Here is a 26,201-nt window from a genome sequence, read left to right on the forward strand (position 1 = left end):
CGACATTGCCGGCACGGTGGGGAAGGAAACCGCCGGGGTACACCCAGCCCTGGTGATCGATGACTACGAAATCGACGGGGTTTCATGCCGACTGCTCCTGGAGGTAGGTGAGTACGGCGGTGGCCGCCTGCTGTCCGCTGGCGATGGCGGAGGCGAGCCCGACCCCGTCGTACGCCGCCCCAGCCAGGACGACTCCGGGCCACAACGCGGCCCGGGCGGTGCGCACCCGTTCGGCGTGCCCGATCTCCAGCTGCGGCATGGTGTCGACCCACCGGTGCAGGCGGGTCTGAAGCGGGTCGGCGGTAAGGCCGGTGAGCTCGCGCAGGTCGGTGAGCATCCGCGTGATCAGCTCGTCGTCGTCGAGCTCGCTGACGATGTGCTGGCCCGCGCGACCGGCCGACAGCCGCATCAGATAGTGGTCGGGCCGGTCGAGGTGCGGCCACTTCGTGCTCAGGAAGGTGGCGGATTTCAGCAGCCGTCCGCTCGTGCTGCCGAGCAGGATTCCGGTGCCACGCAAAGCATCCACCGATGCGACCGTCGTGCGGTCGAAGGCCACCAGCAATGACCCGACGGTCGCCGTGGGGATCCGATCGAGGGCCTGGGCCGCGGCTGGAAGATCGCAGAGCATCGCGGCGGCCGCAGCGGCCGGCACGGCGAGCACGACGGCGTCGTACTCGGCCGTCTCGCCGTTGACGGTCAGGCATGGGCCGACACCGAGGGTCTGGACTGCGGTGGAAAGATGCACCCGACCGTCGATGTCGGCACTGAGCCGATCGACCAAGCGGGAGAGCCCGGTGGGCCAGGTGATGAAGGACGCCGGGGTGGCGGGAGCGGCGCGGCGCAGCTTGCGGGAGGTTGTGAGCGGCTTGCCGGCCCGGGCAGCAGCGGCGAGCATCGGCGAGGCCGACTGCAGGCTCAGTCGCGAGATGTCGCCGCTGTGCAGGCCGCCCAGCATCGGGTCGACGAAGGTGTCGGTGACCTCTCGCCCGAACCGGCCGGTGATGAACTCGGCGACGGAGATGTCGCCGGTGACCTTTCGGCGGGCTTTCCACGGCTCGAGCGCGGCCCGCCCCAGCCCGGGCAGGGACAGCGCTCGTGAGGAGATCACCGGGCGGAGCCGGGTCGGGCCCGCCGGGCCGACGCCGGCGGGCATCGTGACCAGCCGGCCGCGTACCTGCAGCCAGGTCTTGCCGGGCCGGGACGAGACGGCGTCCGACGCGAGGTCGAGCTCGTCGACGAGGCCGCGGACGGCGGGGGAGGCGAGGTGGAGCGCTTCGGCGCCGACGTCCGCCGAGTTGCCGCAGAGGCTCTCGGTGCGGATCTGGCCACCGAACCGCCCGGATGCCTCATACAGTGAGACGTCTACCCCGGCGCGTGACAGTGCCCGGGCGGCCACCAGGCCGCTGATGCCTGCACCGATGACCGCCGCTGACATGCGGCGGTGGTCGGTGCTGGGGCTCACCTGGCCAGCGTATCCCTGGCCATCGAGAGGGGACGGCGATGATCCAGCGACTGCGCAACGAGCTGCGGGATGCCGTGCGCTCCCGGGTCGCGGGGGAGGACGCCGAGGCGCGGGCCCAGGAGATCTGGGCCAAGCCGGGCGCCCGCGCCTTCACCGAGAGCGACCCGATCTGGCGGGTGCACTCGGACGCTTCGATGTTCGCCGGCGGAATCCGCGCTCTATTGCTGCAGGCCCTGCACCCGCTCGCTATGGCGGGAGTCGCGCAGCATTCGGGATATCGCAGCGATCCGCTCGGCCGGTTGCAGCGCACCAGTGACTTCATCGCGCAGACCACCTTCGCCGTCCGGGAGGACGCCGACCGGGCGATCCGCATCGTGAAGGCCGTGCACAAGCGGGTGGTCGGTACCGCGCCCGACGGGAGGGAGTACTCCGCGAGCGACCCGCACCTGCTGCTGTGGGTGCATGTTGCGGAGATCGGAAGCTTCCTGGTGACCCATCAGCGCTTCGGTGCCGTGCCGCTGACGGGTGACGAGGCCGACCAGTACGTCGCACAGACGGCCGCTACCGCGGAGGCGCTGGGGGTCGTGCGCGCGCCGCGGTCAGTTCGCGAGCTGAACCAGGTTCTCGACAGCTATCGGCCGGAGCTGTGCTCGACGCCGGAGTCCGTCGACGTCGCTCGGTTCCTGCTGCTGAAGCCGCCGGTGCCGCTGGTCGCGCGCGGGGGTTATGCGGGACTGGCGCTGGCGGCGGCCGCCACCCTGCCCCCCTGGGCACTGTCGATGCTGCGGATACCGCGGCTGCCGGTGCTGACTCCGGTCGTCGGTGGTCTGGCGGGCGGCCTGGCGGTGAGTACGGTCCGCTGGATCATGACCGCGCAGCCCCGCCCCCGTCCGCGTCAGGATGCTTGACGCCTTACGATTCGATCAGTTTCCGGCATTCCTGGAACCGGATACGAGGTGCGGTGGTCCAAGCACGCGGCCACAGTGCTCACGCCCCACACGATTGGAAAGCCCCTCATGGTGCAGATCGGCATCCTCCTGATCATCCTCGGATTCGGTTCACTGATCCTCGAGCAGTTCGACATGGAGTTCCGGCTGCTGTCCTGGGCCTACGACATGCAGCCGGTGTTCGGCATCGTCCTCGGCCTGATCGGCGTTGCGCTCATCGTCGGTGCGCTCCTGATGAAGAAGAAGGCCGCCCAAGGGTCGCCGAGCACCGGTAACTGGGTCGGTGACGGGCAGTGGGCCGGTTCAGCGCCGTCAGCCCCGCACACCTCGGGTCCACTGAACGGGGCCACCTCGACCACCGGCGCGCAGCTGACCGGCCCGGAGGCGCAGCGCGGCCCTGCGCCCGGCTCGATGCCGGGTGCGCCGCACCCGACCTTCGGTGGCCCGTCGCAGCCACCGGCGCCTGGCCAGCCGGGCATGGCGCCGCACAGCCAGCAAGGGCAGTACGGCCAGCGTCCGCCGCAGCCTCCGCCGACCGGCCCGACCGGCCCGACCGGCTCGGACCGGCCGCAGCAGGGGCCGGGCTTCGGTCAGCAGCGGCCAAAGCAGTAAGTCATCAACTACGCCGAGCGGGCGGTCCGACCGGGTGGTGACGGTGCGAATCGCCCGGCGGCTCGTCCCGGACCGGTGCGCTACTCGAAGGGCGTCGGGTCGCCGGCGCCGACGCGGAGCACCTCGGGTTCACCGGACGTGAGGTCGACGACGGTGGTCGGCGTATAGCCGGACTCGCCCTCGATCACTGTGTCGATTACGTGATCGAGCTCCTCTTTGATGTCCCAGCCCAGCAGCGGCGGGTCCTCCCGGTCCGGCAGCAGGAGCGTGCTGGAGACGATCGGCGTCCCGACCGCCTCGGTGAGCGCCTGGGCAACGCGGTGGTCGGGGATACGGACGCCGACGGTCTTCTTTTTGGGGTTCTGCATGACGCGGGGCGTCTCATGGCTGGCCTGCATGATGAAGGTGTACGGCCCAGGGGTCGTGTTCTTCAGCAGCCGGAACAGCGAGTTGTTGAACATGACGTACTGGTCCATCTGCGAGAAGTTCTGGCAGACGAGTGTGAAGTCGTGCTTGCTGTCGAGCTTTCGGATGTCCCGGATCCGCTGCAGCGCCTCCTTGTTACCCAGCGAGCAGCCGAGCGCGTAGCAGGAGTCCGTCGGATAGGCGACCAGGCCACCGTCGCGGATGACTGCTGCGGCCTTCTCGATCAGCCGCGGCTGCGGGTCGACCGGATGAATATCGATGTACGTCGCCATGAGGGAAAAGTATGCACCCTGCGCCTCGGGGCGTTCCCGCGGGAACGTGTTAGTAGCGGGCTTCGGGGTTGGTGCGGGGTGTGGTGGCGCGTGGTTCGAGGAGTTCCCAGTAGTCGCCTTCGGTGAGTCGTTCGCCGGCCCATCGGGGGAAGACGTTGTGGTCGTGGTCGTAGAAGCTGGTGCGCTCGCGGATGGTCTGCATCTGCTCGGGAGGTCCCAGCCAGGTGGGGTGGGGCGGGGTCGTACTCGGAGACGCGTCGTCGGCCCGTCTCGGCGTGATCGAGCTCGCGGGCGTCGTCGGCGAGCTCGCGTATGAGGTTCTGCTCGGCCAGGGCGGGTCGTCGTCGATGGGGGAGGGTCGGCTGTAGTGGTTGCGGGATTGGGCGGTGATCGTGCTGCCGTCGATTCGGGTGAAGTGCCAGCCGGGGGTGCCGCGGCGTTTGGTGATGGTGATGGAGGCGGCGTGGGCGAGGACGTGGTGGTGGTGGCACAGCAGGATGAGGTTCTCGATGTCGGTGGGTCCGCCGAGGCTCCAGTAGTGGATGTGGTGGGCGTGTAGCCGGGTGGCGCGTATGCAGCCGGGGAAGCGGCAGGTGCGGTCGCGGGCCATCAGGGCGCGGCGTTGGGCGCGGGAGACCAGGCGTTGGGTGCGGCCCAGGTGCAGCACCTGGCCGTCGGTGCCGATGACGACGCGTTGGTGTTGGCCGGTGCATAGGATCCGGGCGGCGGTGGAGGGGTGGATCCAGCCGGTCTGTTCGATCCAGCCTGCCCGGGGCCGGATCGCGCGCTCGGGATCGACCGCGGGATCGACCCGCCGCCCGGGCCGCGATGCCGCTTGCCTGTCGGCGCCCGGGCCGAACCCCGACCCGGCGCCCGTGCCGGTGCCGGGATCGGCCGTGGGCGTTCCCGCGGGAACGCCAACCGCCGACTCGGCGGGGGCCGGATCATTGGCACACCGCGTATCGGCAGCTGGCCCCTCAGCCACAGTCTGCTCGGTCGTCGGCTGCCCAGCCGCGGGCTGCTCGGTTGCCGTTTGATCGGCGGGTGGATCAACCGGGTGGGGGTCGCGGGCGTCGATGTGGACCACGACGAGGTCGCGGTCCTCGCCGGAGACGTCGGCTGGTCCGGCGTCGAGGTATCCGCGGGCCAGATCGATCAGGGCGTCGGCGCGGGTGTAGGAGGGGGTTTGCGGGGCGGTGTCGTCGGTGTTCTGGCCGAGCTCTTTGAGCGGTACTCGCCGTCGGGTATCGCCCTCGACCTCCCATACGTAGCATTCGCGGGGCACGATGTTCGGATCGTCCTGCGCCTGCAGGTCCGGCTGGCTGCTCATCGCCTCAGCGGTGTCCTCGACGTGCTGGCGGTAGCGGGCGCGGGCGACTTCCAGGGCGTTGAGCACGATCGCGGCTTCCTCGGCCGGTAGTACGGCGGGGGTCTGCACCCCGCCATCGGCCAGCTCGCGGTGGGTGAGCTTGCGTTCGGCCTCGGCGACCAGCCGTTCGCTGCGTCCGGCGCGGAACCCGCGCACGGCGCGTTCGAGCTGGGCGGCGGTGAAATCCCGCGCGACCGTGACCAGGGTGTGCTCGTCGATCTGCCCCACCAGGCGGGTGCATTCGCGGATCTTGGAGAACGACAGCACGCCGTCGCTGAACGCCTCGGCCACGATCGGCATCTGGCGCAGCGCGCGGGCGATCCGTACGTGCTCGCGGGCAGTGCCTGCGCTCATCGAGCACGCGAACGCCAGCCACTGCGCGGTGGAGTCCATCCACAGCTGCCCGGCGCCGTTGGCGGCATCGAACACCCCGACCATCTCCACCCACGCCGCAGTCGTCGAGGCCACCTTCGCCGCGCCGGCGACGATCTGCGCACCCAGCACGCAGACGTCGATCCGCTCCGGCGCGTCGTCCGGCCGCCGCCCACTGTGATCCTCCGCGGCCCGCTCCTCAACGGACTGATCCACCACCGCAGTCATCGCCCTACCCCCATCGCTCACCTGTACGAACAACAGTACGAGCACGCACCGACAAGTTTTCGCAGCCGGTCATCGAGGGTTTGCTTGGCGCAGTACCCCCATGGCGATGAGTCCTTGGCCGATCAGGTAGGTCGACATGACCCAGAAGCCGGACGCCGGGATGTCGATGTCCGGACGGAAGGCGCCGATCGCGATCAGCCCGTCGGAGATGAGGAACAGCGCGCCGCCGGCGGCCGTGAGCAGATGGACGCCGCTCGCAAGCACCGCCATGCTGCCGAGTGCCAGTCCGTAGAGCAGCACCGGCACCAGCAGACTGCCCGCTTTCGGCGCACAGAGGTAGATAAGCAGTCCGATGAGCACGACGTACGGCAGGACCAGGAGAGAGCGCAGGTAGGACTCCCGCCAGTGCGGCAGAAATGCCGCGATATAGGCGATCTGGGCGAGCATGAAGCACCCGACGAGTACTAGAAACGACGTGTCGTCGTCGAAGAAGTGCGGCAGGAAGTCGCCCAGCCACGAGAAGAACAGCGCCACCAGCGTCAGCGTGATGAGACGCGTCATCGGTGGGCGGGCCGCCAGCACGGCGAACGCCAGCAGCGGGATCGCGACCCACTGGGTCCAGCGCGCCAGGTCGTCGGCACCGCTGAGCTGCGCGACGAGGTGGACGACGACGTCGACGACGTACGCGCCGGCTGCGGTCCTGGGCAGCTGGCTTCTCACGCCGTCAGCCTAGGACGACTGGCTCTCGAGGAACCGCTGGTAGCGAAGCTCAAGACGGTCTCGGTCGGGATGGTCGCGCCGTGCTCGCGGAAGGGTGAGGGTGCTGCCGTGCATCTCCTGCAGACCATGACGCAGCATCGGTCCGTCCTTCTCGCGGAGAAGATCCAGGTCGATGTGCACGCGGTAGTCGGGTGAGATCCCGAGGAATCGCCGGTCGTAGGCCGCGTGGTGGATCTTGCAGAGTGTGAGTCCGTTCGGTACGACGGGCTCGCCCCGTTCGTTCTTGTCCTCGATGATGTGCGCCGCATCCAGGAACTCGGGATGCTGCAGATTGCAGATCGCACAGGTAGACCTGTAGGCCAGCAGCACCTTGCCGCGAAAGGCCGCCTGATGCAGGCGTTGTGTCGTCATCCGCTCCACCCAGCGCCGTTCCAGAACACTGGAGCCAGCGGCGAGCAGGTCGTGCGGAGGCGAATCGGCGGCAGCAATGTAAACCGCGCGTTCCTCCGGCGCGTTGTCGGTCACGTAGCAAGGAAACACCGGGGCGAACTTCCCTGGCTCCAGCCACAGCAGCAGGATGATCGGCACCTGCAGCTCGTACGCCCGCACCAGTTTGCGGTTGTCGCCGCCGGGGCCGCCCTCCCGATAGGAGTATCGATAGAGACCGTCGGCGATCTGCTCGTCCGCGTACGGACCAGATGGCGAGGAAAGCACGGAAAGGGTCGCATCGAGATCTCGTGGGTTCCAGATGCCACGGCTCTGATCGATTGCCCTGCGCGTGGTCCCGTCCGCAAGCTGAAGGGCACTCAGCTCGGCGCGAGTCACCCATCCACCGTGGGAGGTCGCCAAATCGCCGATCGCCGTCATGACGAGTGTCCGAACCGTCTCGTCATGCAGCGTCATGTCTATCTACTATCAGCTCGGCTGGCTGGAGGAAAGTAACGACCAGCCGACGCGTTCCCGCCGGAACGCGTGGTCGATGGCATTCGGTGCGTCGTACAGCGACGTCGGTAACAGAACAATCCCTCGCGCGGGGGTGGCGCGTGAGCGTAGCGTTAGCGCGGTTGGTCGCACTCCGCGACCGGGCGCGTGAGGGGCCGGGTGTTCACCGTAGACCAGACTGTCGCCAAACGGCGCAGACTATTCCGACATCCCGCGCAGGTCGTCGCAGCGGCCTTTGCCGTGACGATCTTGATCGGCACGCTTCTGCTGATGCTCCCGATGGCGAAGCAAGGCCCGGGTGCGGCCTCACCCGGCGAGGCGCTCTTCACCGCGACCAGCGCGACCTGCGTGACCGGCCTCGTCGTCGTCGACACCCCCACCTACTGGTCCGGATTCGGACAGGTCGTGATCCTCGCACTGATCCAGATCGGCGGCTTCGGCCTCATGACGATGGCCTCGTTGCTCGGCCTGCTTGTCGCGAAACGATTGGGGCTGCGCGGACGGCTGATGGCGGCGACCGAGACGAAGGCCGCCGGAATCGGCGACGTCCGAGGCCTGCTCACAGGCGTGTTGAAGGCGACCGTGTTCTTCGAGGTCAGCGTCGCGTTGATCCTCACCCTGCGCTTCTGGCTGGGGTACGGCGAGGCGTTCGGCGACGCTGCCTACCTGGGCTTGTTCCACGCGATCTCGGCCTTCAACAACGCGGGTTTCGCGCTGTTCAGCGACAACATGATGGGTTTCGTGACTGACCCCTACATCTGCCTGCCGATCTGTGCGGCGATCATCTTCGGCGGTATCGGCTTCCCCGTGCTCCGTGAGCTACGCCGGCGACTCCGTGGCCCGGTTCGCTGGAGCCTGCACACGAAGCTGACGGTCCTGATGACCGGCATCCTGCTAATCGGCGGGTGGGTCTTCATGGCGGTGTCCGAGTGGGGCAACAGCAAGACGCTCGGAGCGCTCGACGTCCCGGGCAGGCTGCTGGCGAGCTTCTTTCACGCCGTCCAACCCCGCACCGCTGGCTTCAACAGCCTGGACGTCGGCGCGATGAGTGACGAGACGCTGCTGGGCACCGACGTCTTGATGTTCATCGGCGGCGGCTCGGCCGGTACAGCGGGCGGCATCAAGGTCACCACCTTCGCGCTACTGCTGTTCGTGATCGTCGCCGAGGCGCGCGGCGAGCAGTCCGTGACGATCTTCCGCCGCCGCATCGACCCCCGGGTAATCCGCCAGGCGCTGACTGTCGCCCTGCTCGCCGTCGCCGGCATGGTCGGCGGCGCGACTCTGCTGATGTGGATGACCGACCACCGGTTGAGCCTCGTGCTCACCGAGGTCATCTCCGCCCTGGGCACCGTCGGGCTGTCCGCCAATGTGACACCGACACTCCCTGAGGCGGCGCAGCTCGTTCTCGTCGCCCTGATGTTCGTCGGGCGACTGGGCCCGGTCACTCTCGTCTCCGCGCTGGCGATGCGCGAGCACACCCGCAAGTACGAATACCCCGAGGAGAGGCCGCTCATTGGCTAGAAAGAACCCCGCCGCCCAGGTCGTTGTCATCGGGCTGGGCCGATTCGGCAGCTCGCTGGCGCTGGAGCTCGAACGCAACGGGACCGAGGTGCTCGGCATCGATGCGATGATGAAGAACGTGCAGCCGCTGGTCGGCGAGCTCACGCACGTCGTTCAGGCCGACGCCACCGACGAAGAGGCGATGCGCCAGCTCGGCGTCCATGAGTTCGAGCGCGCCGTCATCGCGATCGGTACCCATCTCGAGTCGAGCATCCTGGCGACGTCCATGGTGCGCGGCTTCGGTGTCCAGGAGATCTGGGCGAAAGCGATGACCGAGGCACACGCCCGTATCCTGCGGCAGCTGGACGTGAAGAATATCGTCCGCCCCGAGGCCGATATGGGCAAGCGCGTCGCGCACCTCATCGGCGGACGGCAGCTCGACTACATCGAGTTCGATGACGGCTATGCGCTGATCAAGATGCGTCCGCCGACCGTGGCGCTCGGCGTACCGCTCGGTGAATCCGACATCCGACAGAGGTTTGGGGTCACCGTCGTCGGCGTCAAGCGCATCGGCCAGCCCTTTACCTACGCTACCAACGAGACGGTGCTCGAGCTCGAGGACATCATCATCATCTCGGGCGATCGGCGAAAGGTCGAGGCCTTCAGCAACCTCGATTAGGTTCCTTGTTATCAAGGCGGTTCTGCGTGTACGCCAGGCGATTCACCCGCTCGTCGAGCGTGCACTTACCCTTCGATGATCGCAGAACGGACCAACCGGGAAGGCGACATTCTTCCGCGAACGAGAGTCGCGACACGATCTAGATGCGAGCGTGCTCGTCCGCACCGCGCAGCCGACGAGGTGGCATGATCTCGCGGGCGTTCGAGCGGACCCACCACTCGCCGGTCGCGCGGCGTTCAGCACGCGTCGAGTAGCGGTAGTCGTACAGCATCACGCGCAGGTAGCGCGGCGCAGCGTCCGGGAAGGGATTCACCCGGCACATTCGCGTCACGGCCGGCTCGTCCTCGAGCAGACGGTGCAGCAGCCGGTCCAGCCACGGACCGCGGAAATGCGGCGACAGCGCCGCGAACCAGAGCTGCCAACCGAGCCGCAGGTGGTACGGCGCGACCTGTGGCGGCCGCTTCTGCACATCGCCGGGCTTGCCGTAGAACTCGTACTCGAGCCAAGGCTCGCCCCGGTCGGCGCATCCCTCGATCACGAGCTCGCGACGCTGCTTGCCGATCGTCCCGAACGCGCCGTACGACGACCCGATCAGCAGCGGGTTGTAGCGCGCGTTCATCTTCTGGTTGGGCGAGAAGAGGTTGCCGAGCGGCTTCCATGCCAGCAGCAGCATCGCCACAGCAAAGGCGATCTGCACCCACACGACCCACGTGGACGGCGCGGTGAGGTCCGGGCGGAGACCGTCGAGCCCGACCGCGGTGTCCGCCACCAGCGAGAGGCACAGCGCGATCGTCAGCAGGTTGACCCAGGCGAAGTTCCCCGAGAGCACCAACCACGCTTGGGTGGCTGCCATCAGCAGGGCGGCGTACGACCGGATCGGTTGCGGAGCGAGCAGCAGGAAGGGCACGAACAGCTGGACGACGTGGTTGGCGCCGGTCTCGACCCGGTGCAGCACCTTCGGCAGATGGTGGAAGTGCCACGAGAGCGGGCCGGGCATCGGCTGTGTCTCGTGGTGGTAGTCCAGCGCGGTCAGGTCGCGCCACTCCTTGCCGCCGCGCATCTTGATCAGCCCGGCGCCCAGCTCGACGCGGATCAGCAGCCAGATCAGCGCGGCCACCACCAGCCACGTCGGCGTCTGGTCCCGAGGTCCGATGAAGATGCAGATGAACAGTACCTCGCACAGCAGCATCTCCCAGAGGAATCCGTACCAGCGCTGCCCGACGTTGACGATCGAGAGGTAGATGACCCACATCGCCGTCCACACGAGCATGTGGGCCCAGGCGGGCAGGGACGCGGTGATACCAACGGCAGTGACGGCGGAGAGGGCGACGCCCACCCAGCAGATCGCGAGGAACTGGCGATCGCTGTAGTAGCGGAACAGGAAGACGCCCGGTCGGTCCCAGAAGCGGGTCCGCTGCAGAAATGCAGTGATGGGCATCAGGCCGCGCTTTCCTAGCAGGCCCGGGAACTGGAAGATGGTGCTAATCAGGGTCACGAGCAGCAGCAGCGCGACACCATGCTCGAGGACGGCGCGACCCAGCCACGCCTCTGGGACAAGAATCCAGTCCCATCCCGCGGCCAGGCCGCCGTTGCTCATCACGGTGGTGACCCCCTACGCTGCGTCAGCGGCACCGGAGACGTCGACGCCCATTGTCGGGCGAACGGCGATCAGTCCTCGTCGACGATGTGCATCGCGGCCTCTTCAGCGCTGGCCGCTCCGCCGTCGATCCCCATGTCAGAGGCGATCGCGGCGCTCTCGTCGTCGTGTCCACTGCCCTCGTCGGGAGCTATCAGTCGGCCCGACCGCCGATCTCCTACCTGACCGTCGTCCAGATCGTCGTCGTTCCAGACGTCCTTGCTCGGATCGAAGTCCGGCTCCTCCTGCTTCAGGCGCTGGTCGAGCGATTCGCCGCGGGCCTCCTCGTTGGCGGTGTTTCCGTAGCCCTGCGCGGGAGACCAACGGTCCGGAGGCACGTAGCCCTCATCGAGCGCGTCGTCGACCCCTCGGTCGATCAGGGTGTCCTCAGGCTGTAGCTGATCGTCGTCATCGACGCTGTAGTCGCCATACTGCTCACTGTCGCTGCTCATGACTTCAATCCTAGTCGGGCCACCAAGACCCAGAGCCCATTGTCAGTATCCTCGGGGCTGGCCCACGCACAGCCGTTGCCGAGCCCTACGATCTGCCTACGACATCGTCCGCGGCGGGATCCGCGCCGTAATCCGCGAGGGCTGCTGATGGTCTTCGAGCATGAGCCGCGCGACCTGTCTGGTGCGCAGGCACCCGACTGGCGTTCGCCCACCCCTAGGAATCCTTAGTGCTGCGTACTACTGTCGGGTGCAGTCAGCCCGCGATCCGCTGAGGAGCCTCCCATGAGCAACCCCTTCGACCTGACCGGCAAGAAGGCCGTCGTGACCGGCGGCGGCACCGGCATCGGCCTGGCGATGGCGCAGTACCTGGCGCAGGCCGGCGCGAAGGTCTCGATCTGGGGACGCCGCAAGGAGAAGCTCGACGAGGCCGCCGCGGCGAACCCCGAGTGCAGCTTCATCACGCAGCAGGTTGACGTCTCCGACCGTCAGGCGGTCAGCGACGCCTTCGCCGCAGCCGTCGCACAGCTTGGCGGTCTCGACACCGTCGTCGTGAACGCGGGCGTCGGTGCCGGCCGCACCAAGATCGAGGACGTCGACGAGGAGAAGTTCCACCAGGTCCTCGACATCAACCTCGACGGCGCGATGTGGACCATCCAGCAGGCCTCCAACCAGATGCGAGAGCTCGGCAACGGCGGCTCAATCATCACCATCGCCAGCCTCGCTGCACTCGATGCGACGCCGACCAACTATGCCTACGGCGCCTCGAAAGCCGGCCTGGTCTCGCTCACGAAGGCGGCCGCCGTCGAGCTCGCCCGCTACGGCATCCGCGTCAACTCGGTGCTGCCTGGCTGGATCCGCACCGACATGACGGAGGGTCTGCAAGCCTCGGGTCCGTTCGAGAAGGCCGTCATGCCCCGCGTCCCGGCTCGCCGCTGGGGCAACCCGGAAGACTTCGGCGGCATCGCCGTCTACCTCGCCAGCGACGCCTCTGCCTACCAGACCGGCACCCAGACCGTCATCGACGGCGGTTACAGCATCTTCTAGCGGTCGGGATCGAGCCAGGACTCGTTTCATCGGTAGCGAGCCAGGACTCACCGACGCGACGGCATGCCCCTTCACGCCAGTTTATTGACAGCACCCTGTCGAAGATGCCATCCTCGACCTGTTCGACAGTACACTGTCATAGGAGGGGTCATGCAGGACATCGCGCTGTACGCCACGGAAACGATGGCGGACTGGGAGTACGCCCATATCACTGCCGAGCTCACTCGCGCTGAGTCGGTGAAGCCGGGACGGTTCCGGCTACGCGTCGTCGGCGACGGGACCGGCGAGGTCCGCTCGCTCGGCGGGCTCCCGATCCGACCCGACGTCGATCTGGCCGACCTTGATCCGGCGACTACCGCCTGCTTGGTCATCCCGGGGGCCGACACCTACTTCGATGGCCATGAGCGGTTGCTCGACACGGTCCGCCGGATGGTCGACGCCGGGACGCCGGTGGCCGCAATCTGCGGCGGAACCTTCGCGCTCGCCCGCGCTGGACTGCTCGATGATCGCCGGCACACCAGCAATGCGCGGGTCTTCCTCGAGCAAAGTGGGTACGGCGGCGGTGACCGCTACGAGGACACCGCGGCGGTGGTGACCGACCAGGGGATCACGACTGGATCCGGCGTCCGCGCGGTGGCCTTCTCGGCGGAGGTCTTCAAGGTCAGCGGCCTGTTGCCCCCGGCGTACGCCGACGCGTGGGAGGCGCTCTACACGACCGGAACACTGGAGGCCTACGAGCAGATGATGGCGGCGCACGATGCCTTCGCGAACTCCTGAGGGGGACGCGCTGACGAGGCTGGTGCTGCCGGCCTTCGAGCTCAACGGTGAGTTCCTCGCGGCCGCCGAGGTGATCACGCGTCCGCACGACCTGACGCCGGCGAGGTGGCAGGTGCTCGGCGCCGTGATCGACGAGCCGCTGCCCGTCGCCGAGATCGCGAGACGGGTCGGTCTGGGCCTGGCGCGGCAGAGTGTCCAGCGGGTCGCTGACGACCTCGTGACCCACGAGTGGGCGACCTGGGCGGAGAACCCGCATCATCGGCGCGCGAAGCTGCTTGCCGCGACCGACCGCGGGATCGCCGCGGTGCGGGCGATGGCGGCCGAGCAGCACCGATGGGCGGACGCCGTCGGGACCGAGATCGGCCTCGCGGACCTGGCGTGCCTCGCTGATCTGATCCGCCGGGTGATCGAGGCGTCGCGATCGGCTAGAGGCTAACCGTGGCGTGCCCGTCTGGGAGAATGGCCCCCATGTCTGACCTCAGCCGTTCCGAGCTCGCCCGCCTCGTCGATCACACGCTGCTGAAGACCGATGCCACCCCGTCGGACGTCGCCGCCCTGGTCGAGCAAGCCCGCGAGCTCGGCGTCTACTCGGTGTGCGTCTCGCCGTCCATGCTGCCGATCCAGACCCCGCTGGGCGAGGTCCTGGTGGCCACGGTCTGCGGGTTCCCCTCCGGCAAGCACCACAGCGCCATCAAGGCCGAAGAGGCGGCCAAGGCCGTGCGCGACGGGGCAGCCGAGGTCGACATGGTCATCGACATCGGCATGCTGAAGGCCGGCGACACAAAGGCTGTCGAGGCCGACATCCGCGCGGTTCGAGAGGCGATCCCCGGCGCGGTGCTGAAGGTGATCATCGAGTCCGCGGCGCTCACCGACGGCGAGATCGTGGCCGCGTGCCAGGCCGCCGAAGCCGCCGGAGCCGACTTCGTGAAGACCTCTACGGGCTTCCATCCCGACGGCGGCGCGAGCGTGCACGCGGTCGAGATCATGAAGCAGACGGTCGGCGATCGCCTGGGAATCAAGGCATCCGGCGGCATCCGTGACTACGACACCGCGGTCGCCATGGTGGACGCCGGGGCGACCCGGCTCGGGCTTTCCGGCACCGCCGCTGTGCTGGACGGCGCTCCCGCGTAGGGCCTGCCTTCAAAGGTGACAGGTCAGTCATAATGAGGGCATGACTGACGAACAGATCCGCACCGAAGACCGAGTTCAGTACACGATCACCGACGACGGCGTCGCCGACGTCCGGATGGTGCGTGCCGACAAGATGAACGCCCTCGACGACGCGATGTTCGAGGCGCTGATCACCGTCGGCAAGGAGATCGCAGCCAACAACGAGGTGCGCGCCGTCGTCATCAGCGGCGAGGGCCGCGCGTTCTGCTCCGGCCTGGACTTCTCCCGTTTCAAGTCGATGAAGGACGGCGTCCAGCGGCTCGGCGACGACCGCGATCCGCTCGGCCCGGCCAAGGTCATGGCGCAGCAGACCCCCTACGTCTGGACCTGGCTGCCGGTCCCGGTCATCGCTGCGGTGCACGGCTTCGCCTTCGGCGGCGGCTGCCAGGTCGCGATGGGCGCCGACATCCGTATCGTGCATCCCGAGACGCAGATGTCGCTGATGGAGATGAAGTGGGGCCTGGTCCCTGACATGACCGGAACCCAGATGATCGCCGGACTGGTACGCCGCGACCTCGCCAAGGAGCTCGTCTACACCGGCAAGGTCATCAGCGGCACCGAGGCCGCCGAGATCGGCCTGGCCACCCGCACCTCCGATAACCCGTACGACGACGCGATGGCGCTCGCCAAGGAGATCGCCTCCAAGTCGCCGCACGCCGTACGCCGCGCCAAGGAGCTCATGGAGATGTCCGGCCGGGTTCCCCTCGAGGAGGGCTTCGCCGCCGAGCAGACCGCCATCCGCTCGCTGATCGGCTCGCCCAACCAGAGCGAGGCGGTCGCCGCCAACCTCGAGAAGCGCGCCCCGAAGTTCCAGAGCTACGACGGCTAGACTCTGCCACCAAGGGAATTTCGTACCAGGGCTAGCCGAGACGGTCGGCCGCCCACTCCTGCAGCACGCGGGCGCGGATCTTCACACCGTTGGTGCCGGCCGTCACCGGCATCTCGTCGATGACGTAGACCGCGGTCGGCACCTTGTACTTCGCCAGCGCATCGGCGCAATAGGAGATGAGGGCATCGCCGTCGACCTGCTGCCCGTCGCGCAACGTCACGAATCCCACCGCCTCATCGCCGGCGTCTCGGCGTACGCCGACGACCTTCGCGATCTCGACCGCGGGATGCGTGGCGATGTGGGTGGCGATCTCGTCGGGCTCTACCAGAAATCCCTTGAGCCGCAGGGCTTCTGAGGCTCTGCACACATAGCGGAAGCTGCGTTCGTCGAGGGCGCGGCCCAAGTCACCGCTGCGGAACCATCCGTCGGAAGTGTAGTTCTCAGCCATCTTCTCGGGCTGACCGAGGTAGGCGTCCACCGCCTGCGGGCCGCGGAACTGGATCTCACCCTCCGAGCCGTCGGTGATGACCCGCTCGCCATCGGCGATCCGGTACTCCAGCCCAGACGGCGTGAGGGTGCCGCCAGGCAGCCACCGATCCGGCGCAGGAACCTTGTGACCGGACGTCGTGAGCAGCGCGAAGGTCTCCGAGGAGCCGTACAGTCCGGTGACATGGGTGCCCGCATGCTCCTCGAGCCATTCGGCGAGCCGCCGCGCGCCGCCTTGGAAGTCCGCGATACCTACCCACTGCAACGCAGACATATCAGCGTTCTGCGCCTGCGCGAGCTCGATGACCTGCCCGAGCATGTCGTCACCGAACGCGACGTGGGTGATGCCCTCCTCGCTGACCAGCCGCATCGCCTCCTGCGCCTTGAACGACGGTTGCAGCACGATCGAGCCGCCGGCGAGCAGCATCCCGAAGGCCGCGACGAAGCCGAAGGTGCCCGAGAACGGCAGCGCGGCAAGTAGTCTCGACGACGGTCCGGCGCCGATCGCCCAGCCTGTCGCCAGCAGCTGCTCGAGCGTGCCCGCCTGGCGGTGCGCCGCCAGCTTCGGAAGCCCGGTGGAGCCGGACGTCGTGAACGCGACGTACAGTTCGTCGTCCGGCTCGGGCAGCTCGTCGAGGCCCAAGGGCGACGCCGGACCCCACACCCAGCTCCCGCCGCCGATGTAGTAACCGGCGACGTCCTCCGGGGGATCCTCGCCCGGTGCGGACGCCGGAACCACCTGGGGTGGCTGCCACCCCTCGCTCTCCCGGGCGTGCGATGCCGCCTCGCGGAGCCGACCGAGAAGGTCCAGCCCCACGAAGTCATGGGCGATCGACACGACCCTGGGCCGGGCGAGGGTCAGCACGTGCGTGACCTCATGGACGTTGTAGCGGGTGTTAATGCCGATCACGTGCCCGCCCAGCGAACCGACCGCGAGCTGCCAGATCAGTGCGCTGGGCCAGTTGGGCAACCAGACTGCCGCGCAGTCGCCGCGGCCGAAGCCGCGCTCGTGCAGCTCACGCCGCAGTCTGAGAACGCCTTCGATCAGCTCACGGCGCGACATGCTCGCCAACCCGTTCCGGACGGGAAAGACGATCGCGGCACCCTCGGGGTCACTGATGGCCACGCCCTGCAGGCGCGAAAGAACGCTCATATCTCCACGAGTAGCGGAACTGCCGCCCGAGAGCAACCTTGCCGATCGGCGATGCCGCCCCGCTGCCGTACGGGATGCTGCCCTCCTGCCGAGCGCATGCTGCCCTCTGGCGAGCAGGTGCCACCTCACGCGGCGGGCACTAGGCTGAAGCAACCTCGACAGGCGGCTCAGGGAGGCAGTGATGGCTGATGATCCAACGGGTGTCGTGGTACCGCTGGTCGAGGGCAAGCGCTCCAGCACCGCGGTCGGTCGCGGCGTCGTCGGCGCGGCCTTCGCCGGCACCGATACGGTCGGTGCGCAGGCCGCCGCGCGGGAGACCGACTGGCGGCGGCGCTACGGCGATCACTTCCGGCGGCTGGTCGAGGCGGGGTTGATCGGGGAGGACGACGCCGTCCGCATCGCTCGGCGCGGCCTCGATGCGGTCCACGATCACCTGAGGTTCATCGACGGCGACACCGAGCGTCCGCTGCGGGAGGCGCTGGACATCGAGCCGGCCACGCATCTGTCGACGTCCGTGGTCCATGGCCGAGGAGAGCCCGAGCGCGAGCTGACCATCCCCTACCGCGGACGGCGGCTCGGCGGTGACGACCTACGCAGGCAGCTCGACGCGTGGGTGGCCGGCGGGGCGATGGAGCCGAGTGCCGCGGACGCCGTCCGCGAGGTGATCGAGCACCCCGAGTGGCTCGCGATGCCGGGCCGGACCATGGTGGTGCTCGGAGCGGCGTCCGAGATGGGTCCGCTGCGTTCGCTGCTGCGCTGGGGCGCGACGGTCGCCGCGGTCGACCTTCCCAAGCGGGACATCTGGCGCACGACGGTCGATCTGGCCAAGGAGAGCGCCGGCACCCTGCTCGTCCCCGTCGGCTCCGAAGGTCCGATCGAGGACCGGGCCGGCGCCGACCTGCTGCACGATCTGCCGACGGTGGCGCGCTGGATCGCTTCGATCGAGGGTCCGATCGTACTGGGCAACTACGTCTACGCCGACGGGGTGGTAAACCTGCGGCTGACCGCCGGTGTCGACGCGCTCACCGCGTGGCTGATGAAACAGCGCCCGGACGACCTCTCGCTCGCCTTCCTCGCGACCCCGACCGACGTGTTCGGCGTACCGCGGGAGGCGGTCGAGTACAGCGAGAAGGCCTACAAGGCTGGCAAGCTGGCGAAGGTGCTGCGGCCGGCGGCCCGCTTCGTCAGCGGCGGGCGGCTGCTGAAACGCAACTATGCCCCGGGTTCTGATCCTGGGCTGAACGACTCGATGGTGATGCAGCAGGGCCCGAACTACCTTCTGGCGAAGCGACTGCAGCGCTGGCGGGCGACGGTCGCGCGGCGGGAGGGCTTCGACGTCTCGATGCTCGTCGCGCCGCCGACCCGCACCCGGTCGGTGCTGAAGAACCGGGCGCTCGCGGCGGCGTACACCGGTGCGCACCGCTTCGGTGTCGAGGTGTTCGCGCCGTCCACCAGCAACACCCTGATGGCGGCGCTGATGGTGCACGACCTCTATGCGGCCAAGAAGCCGCTTCGCGAACCGTGGCGGGAGGAAGCCGACAAGGCGGTGCACGGCGGGTTGTGGCGCGGACCCTACGATCCGCGCTCCGCGCTCGGCATCGCCGTCGTCCTGGGGATCGGCCGCACCAAGTCCTGATCAGGGCGGGTCAATCCGCGTCCGGCTCGTGGGCGAGCCAGCGCGACAGCAGTGGTGCGAGCGCGAGGACCATCAGCAACCGCGCCATCTGCACGGCGAAGACATAGGTGGCATCGGCGCTGGAGTCAGCGGCGATGGCGAGGACGGCGGGCAGCCCACCGGGTGTGGTGGCGAGATAGGCCGTCAACCCGTCGATCCCCGTGACAGCAGCCAACGCCCACCCGAGCAGGCCGCTGCCGGCGATCACCAGGGCGGTCATCAGCGCGGCGCCCGGCAGCAGCCGGGCGATCGTGCGGAGGCTTTCGCGCGTGAACCGCAGCCCCACCTGCAGGCCCAGCACCAGGAAGCAGGCAGCGACCACCAACGGCGGTACCTGCACCGCACCGAGCACCCCACTAATCGCGATGGCTGCGGCGATGATCATCGGGCCGAGCAGGAAGAAGGTCGCGATCGGCACCAGCCAGCCGATGAACGAGCCCACTGTCACGCTGATGACGAGGAAGAGGACGTCGCTCCACAGCTCGGTCGGCGGCTCGTCGGCGCTCGGTCCGCTGCTCGCGCTGAAGACGATCAGCGCGATCGCGGGCAAGGTGATGAGGATCAGCAGCACGCGCAGGTACTGGATGACCGCGATGATGCGCTCGTCGCCGCCGAGATCACGGGCGATCGCGGTCAGCGTCGACGCCCCGCCGGCGATCATCGCGAGGACGCCGGTGAGCCGGCCGATCCCTCCCCACATCGCCAGCGCGAAGCCCCCGGCGATGCTCAGCGCCAGGGTCGCGACCGTCACGATCACTGCCGGCTGCCAGTCCTCGGCCAGCCCCCGCAGCGCCGAGAGCGTGATGGTGGCTCCGATGGTGGTGCCGATGACGGCCTGGGCCGACCTGCTCGCCACCCGGCCGAGCTGCGGGGGCCGTTCCAGCCAGAGCGCGAGGACGCCGCCGCCCACCAGACCGGCGAACAGCATCGGAGAGGGCACGTCGAGCAGCCACAGCAGCCAGCCGGTCAGTGCGGTGGCCAGCACCGCGACACCCCACGGCAGCAGGACCTCCCGCCGTGCCGTCACGACAGCGTCATCTCGTCCAACCGCGCGAAGGTAAGACCGGCGGACCGCAACCGGGGAATCGCCTGTGCCAGCCCCTCGAAGGTCGACCCGGCGGGCTGGTTGAAATGACCGATGCAGATCGAACCAGGGACCGCGCCGTCCATCGCTGCCACCACCGCGGACGTCGAGGCGGGAGCGCCGTTGTCGGCGTTGATGTCGAAGTTCACCGGCAGCAGCCCGAGCGCGCGAACCATCGCCGCGCAGACCTCGTCGAAGTGAGCCGTGCCCGGCCGGAAGAACCGCGGTGGCTCACCCATCAGCGCCGTGAGCTTGTGCTGGTTGCCCATCACCTCGTCGTACGCCGCCCCGATCGAGGCGGTCCCGGGGATGCCGTACGCCGCCCGCCCGTTCGCCGACAGCGGCACATGCTGGGTTCCGTGGTTGGCGATGCAGAACAGGTCCTCGGCGATCAGCTGCTCGGTCAGCGCTGGGTTGGCATCGATCCACCGGGCGTTCAGGAATAGCGTTGCGGGCGTCTGCGACGTCCGGAGCAGGTCGATGAGCTGCTGATCGACCGCTGAGCCGGAGGGACCGCCGCAGGCGTCGAGCGTGAGGGCGACCTGGGGCGAGGTGGAGCGCTGGACGACGCCGGGGACCTCCAGACCCCACTCGACGGGTGTCTGGGAACCGAGCTGCGCGACGATCTCCTCGCGGGTCGGCACCGGCGGTGCGCTCGACGTGGGAGCGGGCGAGGACGCCGGAGCGGGCTGCGATGACGCAGACGGCGGCACGGCGCTGGACGAATCGGACCGGCCGCCCGTGGCCCGTGCGGTGCAGCCGGCCAGCGCCAGCCCACCGATCATCAGAAATCCCCTGCGGTCACATCTCATGGGTTCACCTTCTCAGGTGGTCCGGTGGCGGCCTGCTGCCGCCTGGCCAGGGCCGCGAGCCTCACCTGGCTTGAAGTACCCCATTAACTCGCCGACCCGCAGGGCTGGGGAGCGCGCCGCGGCTACTGCTGCCAGGAGGGCTTGCGCTTCTCTCGGAAGGCGAGCATGCCCTCGCGGGCCTCGTCGGAGGCGAACAGCCCCTCGGACAGGGTCACCATGTCGGTGCCGTTCTCGTCGATGTGCCGCACGAGATCGCGCCCGAGCAGCTCCTTAGTCTTCGCCAGGCCCTGCGGCGATGCCTGCAGCAGCCCGTCGAGAGTCTCCTTCAGGACGGCGTCCAGCTGATCGGCCGGGACGGCGCGGCTGACCAGGCCGGCACTCTCGGCCGCCTTGCCGTCGAAGGTCTCCCCGGTGAGATACCAGCGGCTGGCCAGGCGCTGATCCATCCGCGGCAGTGTGGTCAGCGAGATGATCGCCGGCGTGAGGCCGAGGCGGGCCTCGGTGAAGGCGAACGTCTGGTCCTCGCCGACGATCGCGATGTCCGCCGCTCCGACGATGCCGAGGCCACCGGCGCGCACCGGGCCACGCGCGAGCACCACGACCGGCTTGGGCAGGGCGGCGATGGTGCGCAGCATCTCGACCATCATGTCGCCGGTGTTCATGCCGCCTCCGCTGGTCGCGGTCTTGAGGTCTGCCCCCGCACAGAACACCTTGCCGGCGTTGGTCAGCACGATCGCGCGGACGTCGTCCGACTCGCCGCACGTCTTCAGGTGGGTGAGCAGCTCGTCCATCAGCTGGGCCGAGAGCGCGTTGCGGTTCTCCTGCGAGTCGAGGGTGATGGTGCCGACGCCGTCGGCGATGTCGAGGTGGACCAACTCGGTCATGACGTAGCTCCTTCGTGGCGGACTGCGGCGACGATATCTCCCTGGATCTTCCCGGGATCCACACCTGGGCATTCCGAAATCGTCCATGTCTAGATAAGTTGATACCACTGTCAACTTCGAAATGGGAGTGCCCGATGGCCGATATCGAGTCCTTGGTAGCCGATCTGCAGGCGGAGCAGGAGTCGCTCGATGCGGTCCTTGCCCAAGTGGACGAGGCCGCGTGGCAGACCGACACCCCGGCCGAGGGCTGGAAGGTGCAGGACCAGGTCGCGCACCTGACGTATTTCGACGGCGCCGTCACCCAGGCGATCACGGACCCGGACGCTTTCACTGCCACGCTCACCGAGCGAGCCGCCGACCCCAACTACGTCAACGTGGTCGCCGAGCCGTTGGTGGCACTGCCGTCGTCCGAGCTGTGGGCGAAGTGGAAGGCCGGCCGGCAGCCGATGTACGACGCGATGCTGGGCGCTGACCCGAAGGGCCGCTACCCCTGGTACGGCCCGCCGATGTCGGTCGCGTCGGCCTGCACCGCCCGGATCATGGAGACCTGGGCCCACGGGCAGGACGTCGCCGACGGCCTCGGCATCGAGCGCGAGCCGAGCGACCGCATCGCGCACGTCGTCTTCATCGGTTACAAGGCCCGCCCGTTCGCCTACGCCAACCGCGGTATGGAGGTTCCGGAGGGCGAGGTCCGCTTCGAGCTCACGCTGCCCTCGGGCAAGCCGCTGGTGCTCGGTGCACGGCCCGCGAACAACCCGCAGGCGGCCGGGCTCGGCTCGATGGGCGCCGTCCCCGCGGCGGTGGGCGATGTGAACGTCATCCGCGGCACGGCGCTCGACATGGCGCTGCTGGTCACCCAGCGCCGGCACCGCGCCGACACCTCGCTCGAGGCGGAGGGTCCGCTGGCCGAGGAGTTCCTCGACGTTGCACAGGCTTTCGCCGGGCCGCCCGGAGGCGGCCGCAAGCCCGGCCAGTTCCCCCGGTCCTGACCCCGCTCAATGTGGATGCGGTGGCTTCCACCACGCTATCTGGCGATTAGCGGGGTAAGGCCACCGCATCCGACGGAGGTCAGGCCAGGAGTGCCGAGGGGACCGGGATGTGCCGGGCGCGGGCGAACTCGCCAGCCCCTTGGCCTGTGCGTCGAAGCGTAGGGACGAGGAGGCTCCGTCGCCGAGGAAGCCTTCGATGACGGTGCGCCGAAGTGATAGGTCACTCGTCGAGCACGCCGTGGTCATTACGGTGATGGCCGATCAGCAGCAGCGCGACACCGACGACGAACCAGCAGCTCAGCGTCACCCACTCGTGCGTCACAGACGCGTTCGGGAAGTACGACACCGATCGCAGCAGCGACCCTGAGGCGCCCGGCACGAAGTACTGTCCGATCTCACCCCATGCCCCCGGCAACCATTCTTTGGGTGTCGCGAGTGAGGCGAGCGGATTGCCGATGAACATCGTGAGGACCGCGCCGATGGCGATACCGGCCTGCCCGACCATCGACTGGAGCCCGACGATTGCGGAAGCGGTTGCGGCCAAGGTGAGTGAGATCGCGGCCCAGACGGTGGTGAAGTCGCCGCCGAGCCAGCCGAACCACGAGTGCAGGAGGCCGGTCAGCGCGAGCCCGCCGAGTACGGCGTACCCCACGACGGCCGACAGCCGCTGCCGCCAGCCGCTGGCCAAAAGTGAGATGAGGACGCCACCGATCATTCCGCCCATCGCCATCGGGAGTCCGGTGAGCGTGAGGCCCGCGCCGCGAGCGTCGCTGGCAGCGAGCGGTACGACGTCGGTGACCTTGACCGGCTCGGCCACGCCCTGGGCCTGCTGCGCGGCGGTCAGGTTCGCCGCGACCTGGGTGAGCAGCTGCGAGGCAGCCGCGGAACCGGCCGAAGTGGTCAGCACCTCGATGCCCTCGCCCGGTGCGCTCGGCAGCACGATCGCGCCGTACACCTCGCGCTTGTCGATCGCCTCGACGGCTGCGGCTCGGTCGGCGTACTGCTGCGGGTCGATTGCCTCGGCGGCCTGTTCGCCGCCGGCGGTGAATTGCTGCTCAAACGCCTCGACGGCCTGCGGCGCGCCGGCGATCGCGATCGGCATGTCCTTCACGCTCGAGGTGTAGGTCGGCCAGGCGAAGGCCAGCAGCACGAGGGTGACCACGGTGGTCGCGGCCAGGATCGCCCCGACGGCGTGCTTCCAGCTTGGCGCGGTGGGCATGGTGTGGAGCTTCTGCGGTGCCGCGGCCTCGGCGACATCGGCGGTTGCGGTCATGCGAGCCTCCAAGAAAGAAAACGAATGTTCATTCGCAATAGTGAGCGCGAGGATTGGAGTTGACAAAAAGAACGTTCGTTTTGTAACGTAGGCGACATGCCCAAGGTCAGCGAGGAGCATCGCTCCGCCCAACGTGCCCGTATCGACGCGGCCGTGATCGCGTGCATCGAGCGCACCGGCCTGGTCGCTTTGACGATGGCCGACATCATCAAAGAATCGGGCCTGAGCGCCGGCGCTATCTACGGCTACTACCCGGGAAAGAAAGAGCTGACGGTGGCCGTCGCCCACTCGGTGCTGGGCAATCGTCTGGCGGTGCTCGACGAGGTCGCTGGCCGTGATCCGCTGCCGGCGCCGGCAACTGTCCTCGCCGAGCTGCTGCGCGGGATGCCCGCGCCGATCCTCCTGCAGCTGTTCGCCTCGACCGTGTCGAGCGGCGAACTCAAAGACGTCGCGCACCAGGCGATCGCTCGGGTCGACGCGGGGATCTCGAGCTACCTCGTCACGTGGTTCGAGCGGCAGGGGGTGCCGACGGCCGAAGCGAAGCGCCGGGCGGCCCTCGTGACGCCGGCAATGCTCGGGTTGGCGCAGGGCTACGTCATCCAGAGCGGCGTACGGCTCGACCTCGAACTCGACGACTACATCGCGGCGATCGAGGCGTTGCTGTCTGGGCTACTCGGCGAGCCAGGCGGCGAATGAGTCGAAGGAGTACGGCCGGCTGAGCAAGTCGGCGACCAGATCAGCGGCGTCCTTCGTGCCGCCCGGAGCGAGCACGCGGTCGCGGTACCGAGTAGCGACGGTCGGTGTGAACAGGTCGTCGCGGTCGAACGCGCTGGACATGTCTTTGGCGATCACCAGCGACCACACGTAGTGCTCCATCAGCCCGCGGCTGAAGTTGCAGGCGAGCACGCCTTCGGGTAATTGCTGGCTCTCGATCACTTCGACCATGCTGAACTGGGCCGCGTGCTTGAACTTGCCGTCGCGGGGATGCAGGTCGAGATGGATGCGCCCGACGTGCTCCCCGCTCGCGGTCAGATACGTCGTACGACGCCACGTCGGCGTCCCACGTCCCGGCGTCGACCGGTTCATACGCCGGGCCGCCCGGAGGCGGCCGCGAGCCCGGGCATTTCCCCAAGTCTTAGCCCTGATCTTGGAACCTATCCACCGCCTGGCGAGGGATTCGTTCCGAAATCGGCCCGAGGTCAGCGGAATCGGCGCGTGATCCCACTCGCCAGGTGCGCCGCCTGCGCGCTGATCATGAACCGGCCCAGTGGGGTGAAGAAGACCTGCAGCAGGCGGCGTACGCCGGAGGCCAGTCGCACTGACGAGTGCACGATCACGCGAGTGCCGTCCTTGACTGGCTCGAGCTCGACCGTGACGCGGTGGTCTCCGGAGCGCCGACGGCTCGGCCAGGTGCGTTCGTAGATCACGCGGTGCGTGTCGGCCTCGCTCGCCAGAACCCGGATCTGCATCTGCTGGTGCCCCTCGACGATCCCGCCACGTAGCTTCCTTCGATCCTGCCGCCCGATCCACTTGCCCGGCCCTGCCGGGCTGATCGCCTGCACCGCCGAGTCCCACTCAGGCAGTCGCAGCGGATCGCTGACCAGCTCCCAGACCTGTTCGACCGGTGCAGGCGCGAATCCTTCGGCCGCGGTCGGCAGGTGACGCCCCCGGTGCTCGTAGCGGACGTCGGTGCCGAGCCCCTGGGTCTTGGCGGAGTCGATGTCGGCGCGTACGGCGTCAGGGTCGACGTTCAGCTCGCGCAGGATCTGCGCGATGGTGCCCGACGGCTCGGCCAGCAGCGAGCGCAACAGGCCGGTGCCGTCGTACTCACCGCCGGTGCCGGACAGCACTTCCTGGGCGCGGCGCGACCAGTCGAGGTTCACATCGCCGAGTGGCCGCTGCGGCATTGGCCCGGTCTCCGTAGCCGTGATGCCCAGCGTGCTCAGCTCGCGATCACGCACCGCAGTGATTGCAGCCCGGACGGAGTCGAGCGAGACGCCGTGTCTGCGAAGGATGGCGCCCGCGGGGCCGCCGGACATGGCCAGTGCCACGAGCAGGTGATCGATGTCCATCTCTGGGCTGCCTGCTCGGGCCGCCTCATCGGACGCGGCGGCGGAGACGACCATGCCGGTGCTCATCGCGTCACTCCACTTGCTCATGCTCGGTTCCTCCGGGGTACGTCGATCGACGGGTCGATCCGCTTGGCGTACTTCTTGTGCACCGCCTGACGAGTGACGCCGAGCGCGTCGGCGACCTCTTGCCAGCTCAGCCCGGCGCGCAGGGCCGACTCGACCTGACGCAGCTCGAGCGCGTCGGCGAGTGTGCGCAGGGTGGCGACAGCGCGCAGCCCTGCGCGTGGATTCGAGGTGTCGGCCGCGGTGACGGCGATGTCGGGCGAGCGCACGGTT

At 68.5% G+C, this 26,201-nt stretch carries 27 protein-coding genes; 12 read left to right on the forward strand and 15 right to left on the reverse strand.

Going from position 1 to position 26,201, the window contains the following annotated elements; all coding sequences use genetic code 11:
- Nucleotides 1–82: 82 nt before the first annotated feature.
- On the reverse strand, nt 83–1,462 hold the full coding sequence (gene hemG / locus DAA40_RS13410; protein WP_158716441.1) for a protoporphyrinogen oxidase: 1,380 nt from the start codon (nt 1,460–1,462) through the stop codon (nt 83–85).
- 38 nt (nt 1,463–1,500) lie between these two features.
- On the opposite strand from hemG, the gene DAA40_RS13415 reads away from it, so the two are divergent.
- Together DAA40_RS13415 and DAA40_RS16520 are read left to right on the forward strand one after the other, a co-directional pair.
- Entirely contained in the window at nt 1,501–2,370 is an 870-nt protein-coding gene (locus tag DAA40_RS13415; protein WP_106850258.1) for an oxygenase MpaB family protein, read from the forward strand.
- A 48-nt stretch (nt 2,371–2,418) separates the two neighbouring features.
- Nucleotides 2,419–3,021: a hypothetical protein gene (locus tag DAA40_RS16520; protein ID WP_199849781.1), complete on the forward strand. Its 603-nt coding sequence runs from the start codon at nt 2,419–2,421 to the stop codon at nt 3,019–3,021.
- A gap of 80 nt (nt 3,022–3,101) precedes the next feature.
- On the opposite strand, the gene DAA40_RS13425 is transcribed toward DAA40_RS16520, so the two are convergent.
- The 4 genes from DAA40_RS13425 to DAA40_RS13440 all read right to left on the reverse strand — a co-directional run bounded on the left by DAA40_RS13425 (nt 3,102) and on the right by DAA40_RS13440 (nt 7,311).
- The gene (locus DAA40_RS13425) at nt 3,102–3,719 is read right to left on the reverse strand and encodes an L-threonylcarbamoyladenylate synthase (protein ID WP_106850259.1); all 618 of its coding nucleotides are present in this window, start codon (nt 3,717–3,719) and stop codon (nt 3,102–3,104) included.
- A 49-nt stretch (nt 3,720–3,768) separates the two neighbouring features.
- Nucleotides 3,769–5,688, reverse strand: coding sequence for an HNH endonuclease signature motif containing protein (locus DAA40_RS13430; RefSeq protein WP_106850260.1), 1,920 nt, complete (start codon nt 5,686–5,688; stop codon nt 3,769–3,771).
- A 69-nt stretch (nt 5,689–5,757) separates the two neighbouring features.
- Nucleotides 5,758–6,408, reverse strand: coding sequence for a lysoplasmalogenase (locus DAA40_RS13435; protein WP_106850261.1), 651 nt, complete (start codon nt 6,406–6,408; stop codon nt 5,758–5,760).
- A 9-nt stretch (nt 6,409–6,417) separates the two neighbouring features.
- Entirely contained in the window at nt 6,418–7,311 is an 894-nt protein-coding gene (locus DAA40_RS13440) for an HNH endonuclease (RefSeq protein WP_106850262.1), read from the reverse strand.
- A gap of 198 nt (nt 7,312–7,509) precedes the next feature.
- Here DAA40_RS13440 and DAA40_RS13445 point away from each other — a divergent pair, with 198 nt between their 5' ends.
- Together DAA40_RS13445 and DAA40_RS13450 are read left to right on the forward strand one after the other, a co-directional pair.
- A complete protein-coding gene (locus DAA40_RS13445; protein WP_106850263.1) occupies nt 7,510–8,871 on the forward strand; it encodes a TrkH family potassium uptake protein in 1,362 nt (453 codons plus the stop codon).
- Nucleotides 8,864–9,529 carry a TrkA family potassium uptake protein gene (locus DAA40_RS13450; protein ID WP_106850264.1) on the forward strand — a complete coding sequence of 222 codons (666 nt, stop codon included), beginning with the start codon at nt 8,864–8,866 and terminating at the stop codon, nt 9,527–9,529. Before DAA40_RS13445 ends, DAA40_RS13450 begins: the two co-directional genes overlap by 8 nt.
- A gap of 139 nt (nt 9,530–9,668) precedes the next feature.
- Here DAA40_RS13450 and DAA40_RS13455 read toward each other — a convergent pair whose 3' ends face one another.
- Both DAA40_RS13455 and DAA40_RS13460 read right to left on the reverse strand, forming a co-directional pair.
- Nucleotides 9,669–11,126 (reverse strand): lipase maturation factor family protein, encoded by a 1,458-nt coding sequence (locus tag DAA40_RS13455; protein ID WP_106850265.1) that lies wholly within the window; start codon nt 11,124–11,126, stop codon nt 9,669–9,671.
- 71 nt (nt 11,127–11,197) lie between these two features.
- Complete coding sequence (locus DAA40_RS13460) at nt 11,198–11,617, reverse strand: DUF5709 domain-containing protein (RefSeq protein WP_106850266.1); 420 nt, start codon at nt 11,615–11,617, stop codon at nt 11,198–11,200.
- Between the two features lie 282 nt (nt 11,618–11,899).
- Here DAA40_RS13460 and DAA40_RS13465 point away from each other — a divergent pair, with 282 nt between their 5' ends.
- The 5 genes from DAA40_RS13465 (at nt 11,900) to DAA40_RS13485 (ending at nt 15,437) form a co-directional block, all read left to right on the forward strand.
- Entirely contained in the window at nt 11,900–12,661 is a 762-nt protein-coding gene (locus DAA40_RS13465) for an SDR family NAD(P)-dependent oxidoreductase (RefSeq protein ID WP_106850267.1), read from the forward strand.
- Between the two features lie 150 nt (nt 12,662–12,811).
- A complete protein-coding gene (locus DAA40_RS13470) occupies nt 12,812–13,438 on the forward strand; it encodes a DJ-1/PfpI family protein (RefSeq protein WP_106850268.1) in 627 nt (208 codons plus the stop codon).
- Nucleotides 13,419–13,874, forward strand: a complete 456-nt coding sequence (locus tag DAA40_RS13475) for a MarR family winged helix-turn-helix transcriptional regulator (protein ID WP_106850269.1) — start codon at nt 13,419–13,421, stop codon at nt 13,872–13,874. Before DAA40_RS13470 ends, DAA40_RS13475 begins: the two co-directional genes overlap by 20 nt.
- Before the next feature lie 32 nt (nt 13,875–13,906).
- Complete coding sequence (gene deoC, locus DAA40_RS13480) at nt 13,907–14,569, forward strand: deoxyribose-phosphate aldolase (protein ID WP_106850270.1); 663 nt, start codon at nt 13,907–13,909, stop codon at nt 14,567–14,569.
- Nucleotides 14,570–14,609: 40 nt separating this feature from the next.
- Nucleotides 14,610–15,437, forward strand: coding sequence for a crotonase/enoyl-CoA hydratase family protein (locus DAA40_RS13485; protein ID WP_106850271.1), 828 nt, complete (start codon nt 14,610–14,612; stop codon nt 15,435–15,437).
- Between the two features lie 31 nt (nt 15,438–15,468).
- Here the strand turns inward: DAA40_RS13485 and DAA40_RS13490 are convergent, their stop codons facing one another.
- The gene (locus DAA40_RS13490) at nt 15,469–17,076 is read right to left on the reverse strand and encodes an AMP-binding protein (RefSeq protein ID WP_106850272.1); all 1,608 of its coding nucleotides are present in this window, start codon (nt 17,074–17,076) and stop codon (nt 15,469–15,471) included.
- Between the two features lie 181 nt (nt 17,077–17,257).
- Between DAA40_RS13490 and DAA40_RS13495 the strand changes: the two genes are divergently transcribed.
- Complete coding sequence (locus tag DAA40_RS13495) at nt 17,258–18,712, forward strand: hypothetical protein (RefSeq protein WP_106850273.1); 1,455 nt, start codon at nt 17,258–17,260, stop codon at nt 18,710–18,712.
- Nucleotides 18,713–18,722: 10 nt separating this feature from the next.
- Here DAA40_RS13495 and DAA40_RS13500 read toward each other — a convergent pair whose 3' ends face one another.
- The 3 genes from DAA40_RS13500 to DAA40_RS13510 form a co-directional block, all read right to left on the reverse strand.
- A complete protein-coding gene (locus DAA40_RS13500) occupies nt 18,723–19,778 on the reverse strand; it encodes an AbrB family transcriptional regulator (protein WP_106850274.1) in 1,056 nt (351 codons plus the stop codon).
- Nucleotides 19,775–20,647, reverse strand: coding sequence for a polysaccharide deacetylase family protein (locus DAA40_RS13505; protein WP_106850275.1), 873 nt, complete (start codon nt 20,645–20,647; stop codon nt 19,775–19,777). The genes DAA40_RS13500 and DAA40_RS13505 overlap by 4 nt, the downstream gene beginning before the upstream one ends.
- A 122-nt stretch (nt 20,648–20,769) precedes the next feature.
- Nucleotides 20,770–21,531 carry an enoyl-CoA hydratase family protein gene (locus tag DAA40_RS13510; RefSeq protein ID WP_106850276.1) on the reverse strand — a complete coding sequence of 254 codons (762 nt, stop codon included), beginning with the start codon at nt 21,529–21,531 and terminating at the stop codon, nt 20,770–20,772.
- A 134-nt stretch (nt 21,532–21,665) separates the two neighbouring features.
- Between DAA40_RS13510 and DAA40_RS13515 the strand changes: the two genes are divergently transcribed.
- Entirely contained in the window at nt 21,666–22,520 is an 855-nt protein-coding gene (locus tag DAA40_RS13515; RefSeq protein WP_106850277.1) for a maleylpyruvate isomerase family mycothiol-dependent enzyme, read from the forward strand.
- A 220-nt stretch (nt 22,521–22,740) separates the two neighbouring features.
- Here DAA40_RS13515 and DAA40_RS13520 read toward each other — a convergent pair whose 3' ends face one another.
- Nucleotides 22,741–23,793 carry a hypothetical protein gene (locus DAA40_RS13520; RefSeq protein ID WP_106850278.1) on the reverse strand — a complete coding sequence of 351 codons (1,053 nt, stop codon included), beginning with the start codon at nt 23,791–23,793 and terminating at the stop codon, nt 22,741–22,743.
- 96 nt (nt 23,794–23,889) lie between these two features.
- Here DAA40_RS13520 and DAA40_RS13525 point away from each other — a divergent pair, with 96 nt between their 5' ends.
- The gene (locus tag DAA40_RS13525; protein ID WP_106850279.1) at nt 23,890–24,489 is read left to right on the forward strand and encodes a TetR/AcrR family transcriptional regulator; all 600 of its coding nucleotides are present in this window, start codon (nt 23,890–23,892) and stop codon (nt 24,487–24,489) included.
- On the opposite strand, the gene DAA40_RS13530 is transcribed toward DAA40_RS13525, so the two are convergent.
- The 3 genes from DAA40_RS13530 to DAA40_RS13540 form a co-directional block, all read right to left on the reverse strand.
- Nucleotides 24,463–24,879, reverse strand: a complete 417-nt coding sequence (locus tag DAA40_RS13530) for a M3 family metallopeptidase (protein ID WP_199849783.1) — start codon at nt 24,877–24,879, stop codon at nt 24,463–24,465. The two genes, DAA40_RS13525 and DAA40_RS13530, sit on opposite strands and share 27 nt — an antisense overlap.
- 113 nt (nt 24,880–24,992) lie before the next feature.
- Entirely contained in the window at nt 24,993–25,952 is a 960-nt protein-coding gene (locus DAA40_RS13535; protein WP_106850280.1) for an SRPBCC family protein, read from the reverse strand.
- Nucleotides 25,949–26,197 carry a hypothetical protein gene (locus DAA40_RS13540; protein WP_106850281.1) on the reverse strand — a complete coding sequence of 83 codons (249 nt, stop codon included), beginning with the start codon at nt 26,195–26,197 and terminating at the stop codon, nt 25,949–25,951. Before DAA40_RS13540 ends, DAA40_RS13535 begins: the two co-directional genes overlap by 4 nt.
- Between the last annotated feature and the right edge of the window lie 4 nt (nt 26,198–26,201).

This window comes from Blastococcus sp. Marseille-P5729 (assembly GCF_900292035.1).
Lineage (GTDB): Bacteria > Actinomycetota > Actinomycetes > Mycobacteriales > Antricoccaceae > Cumulibacter.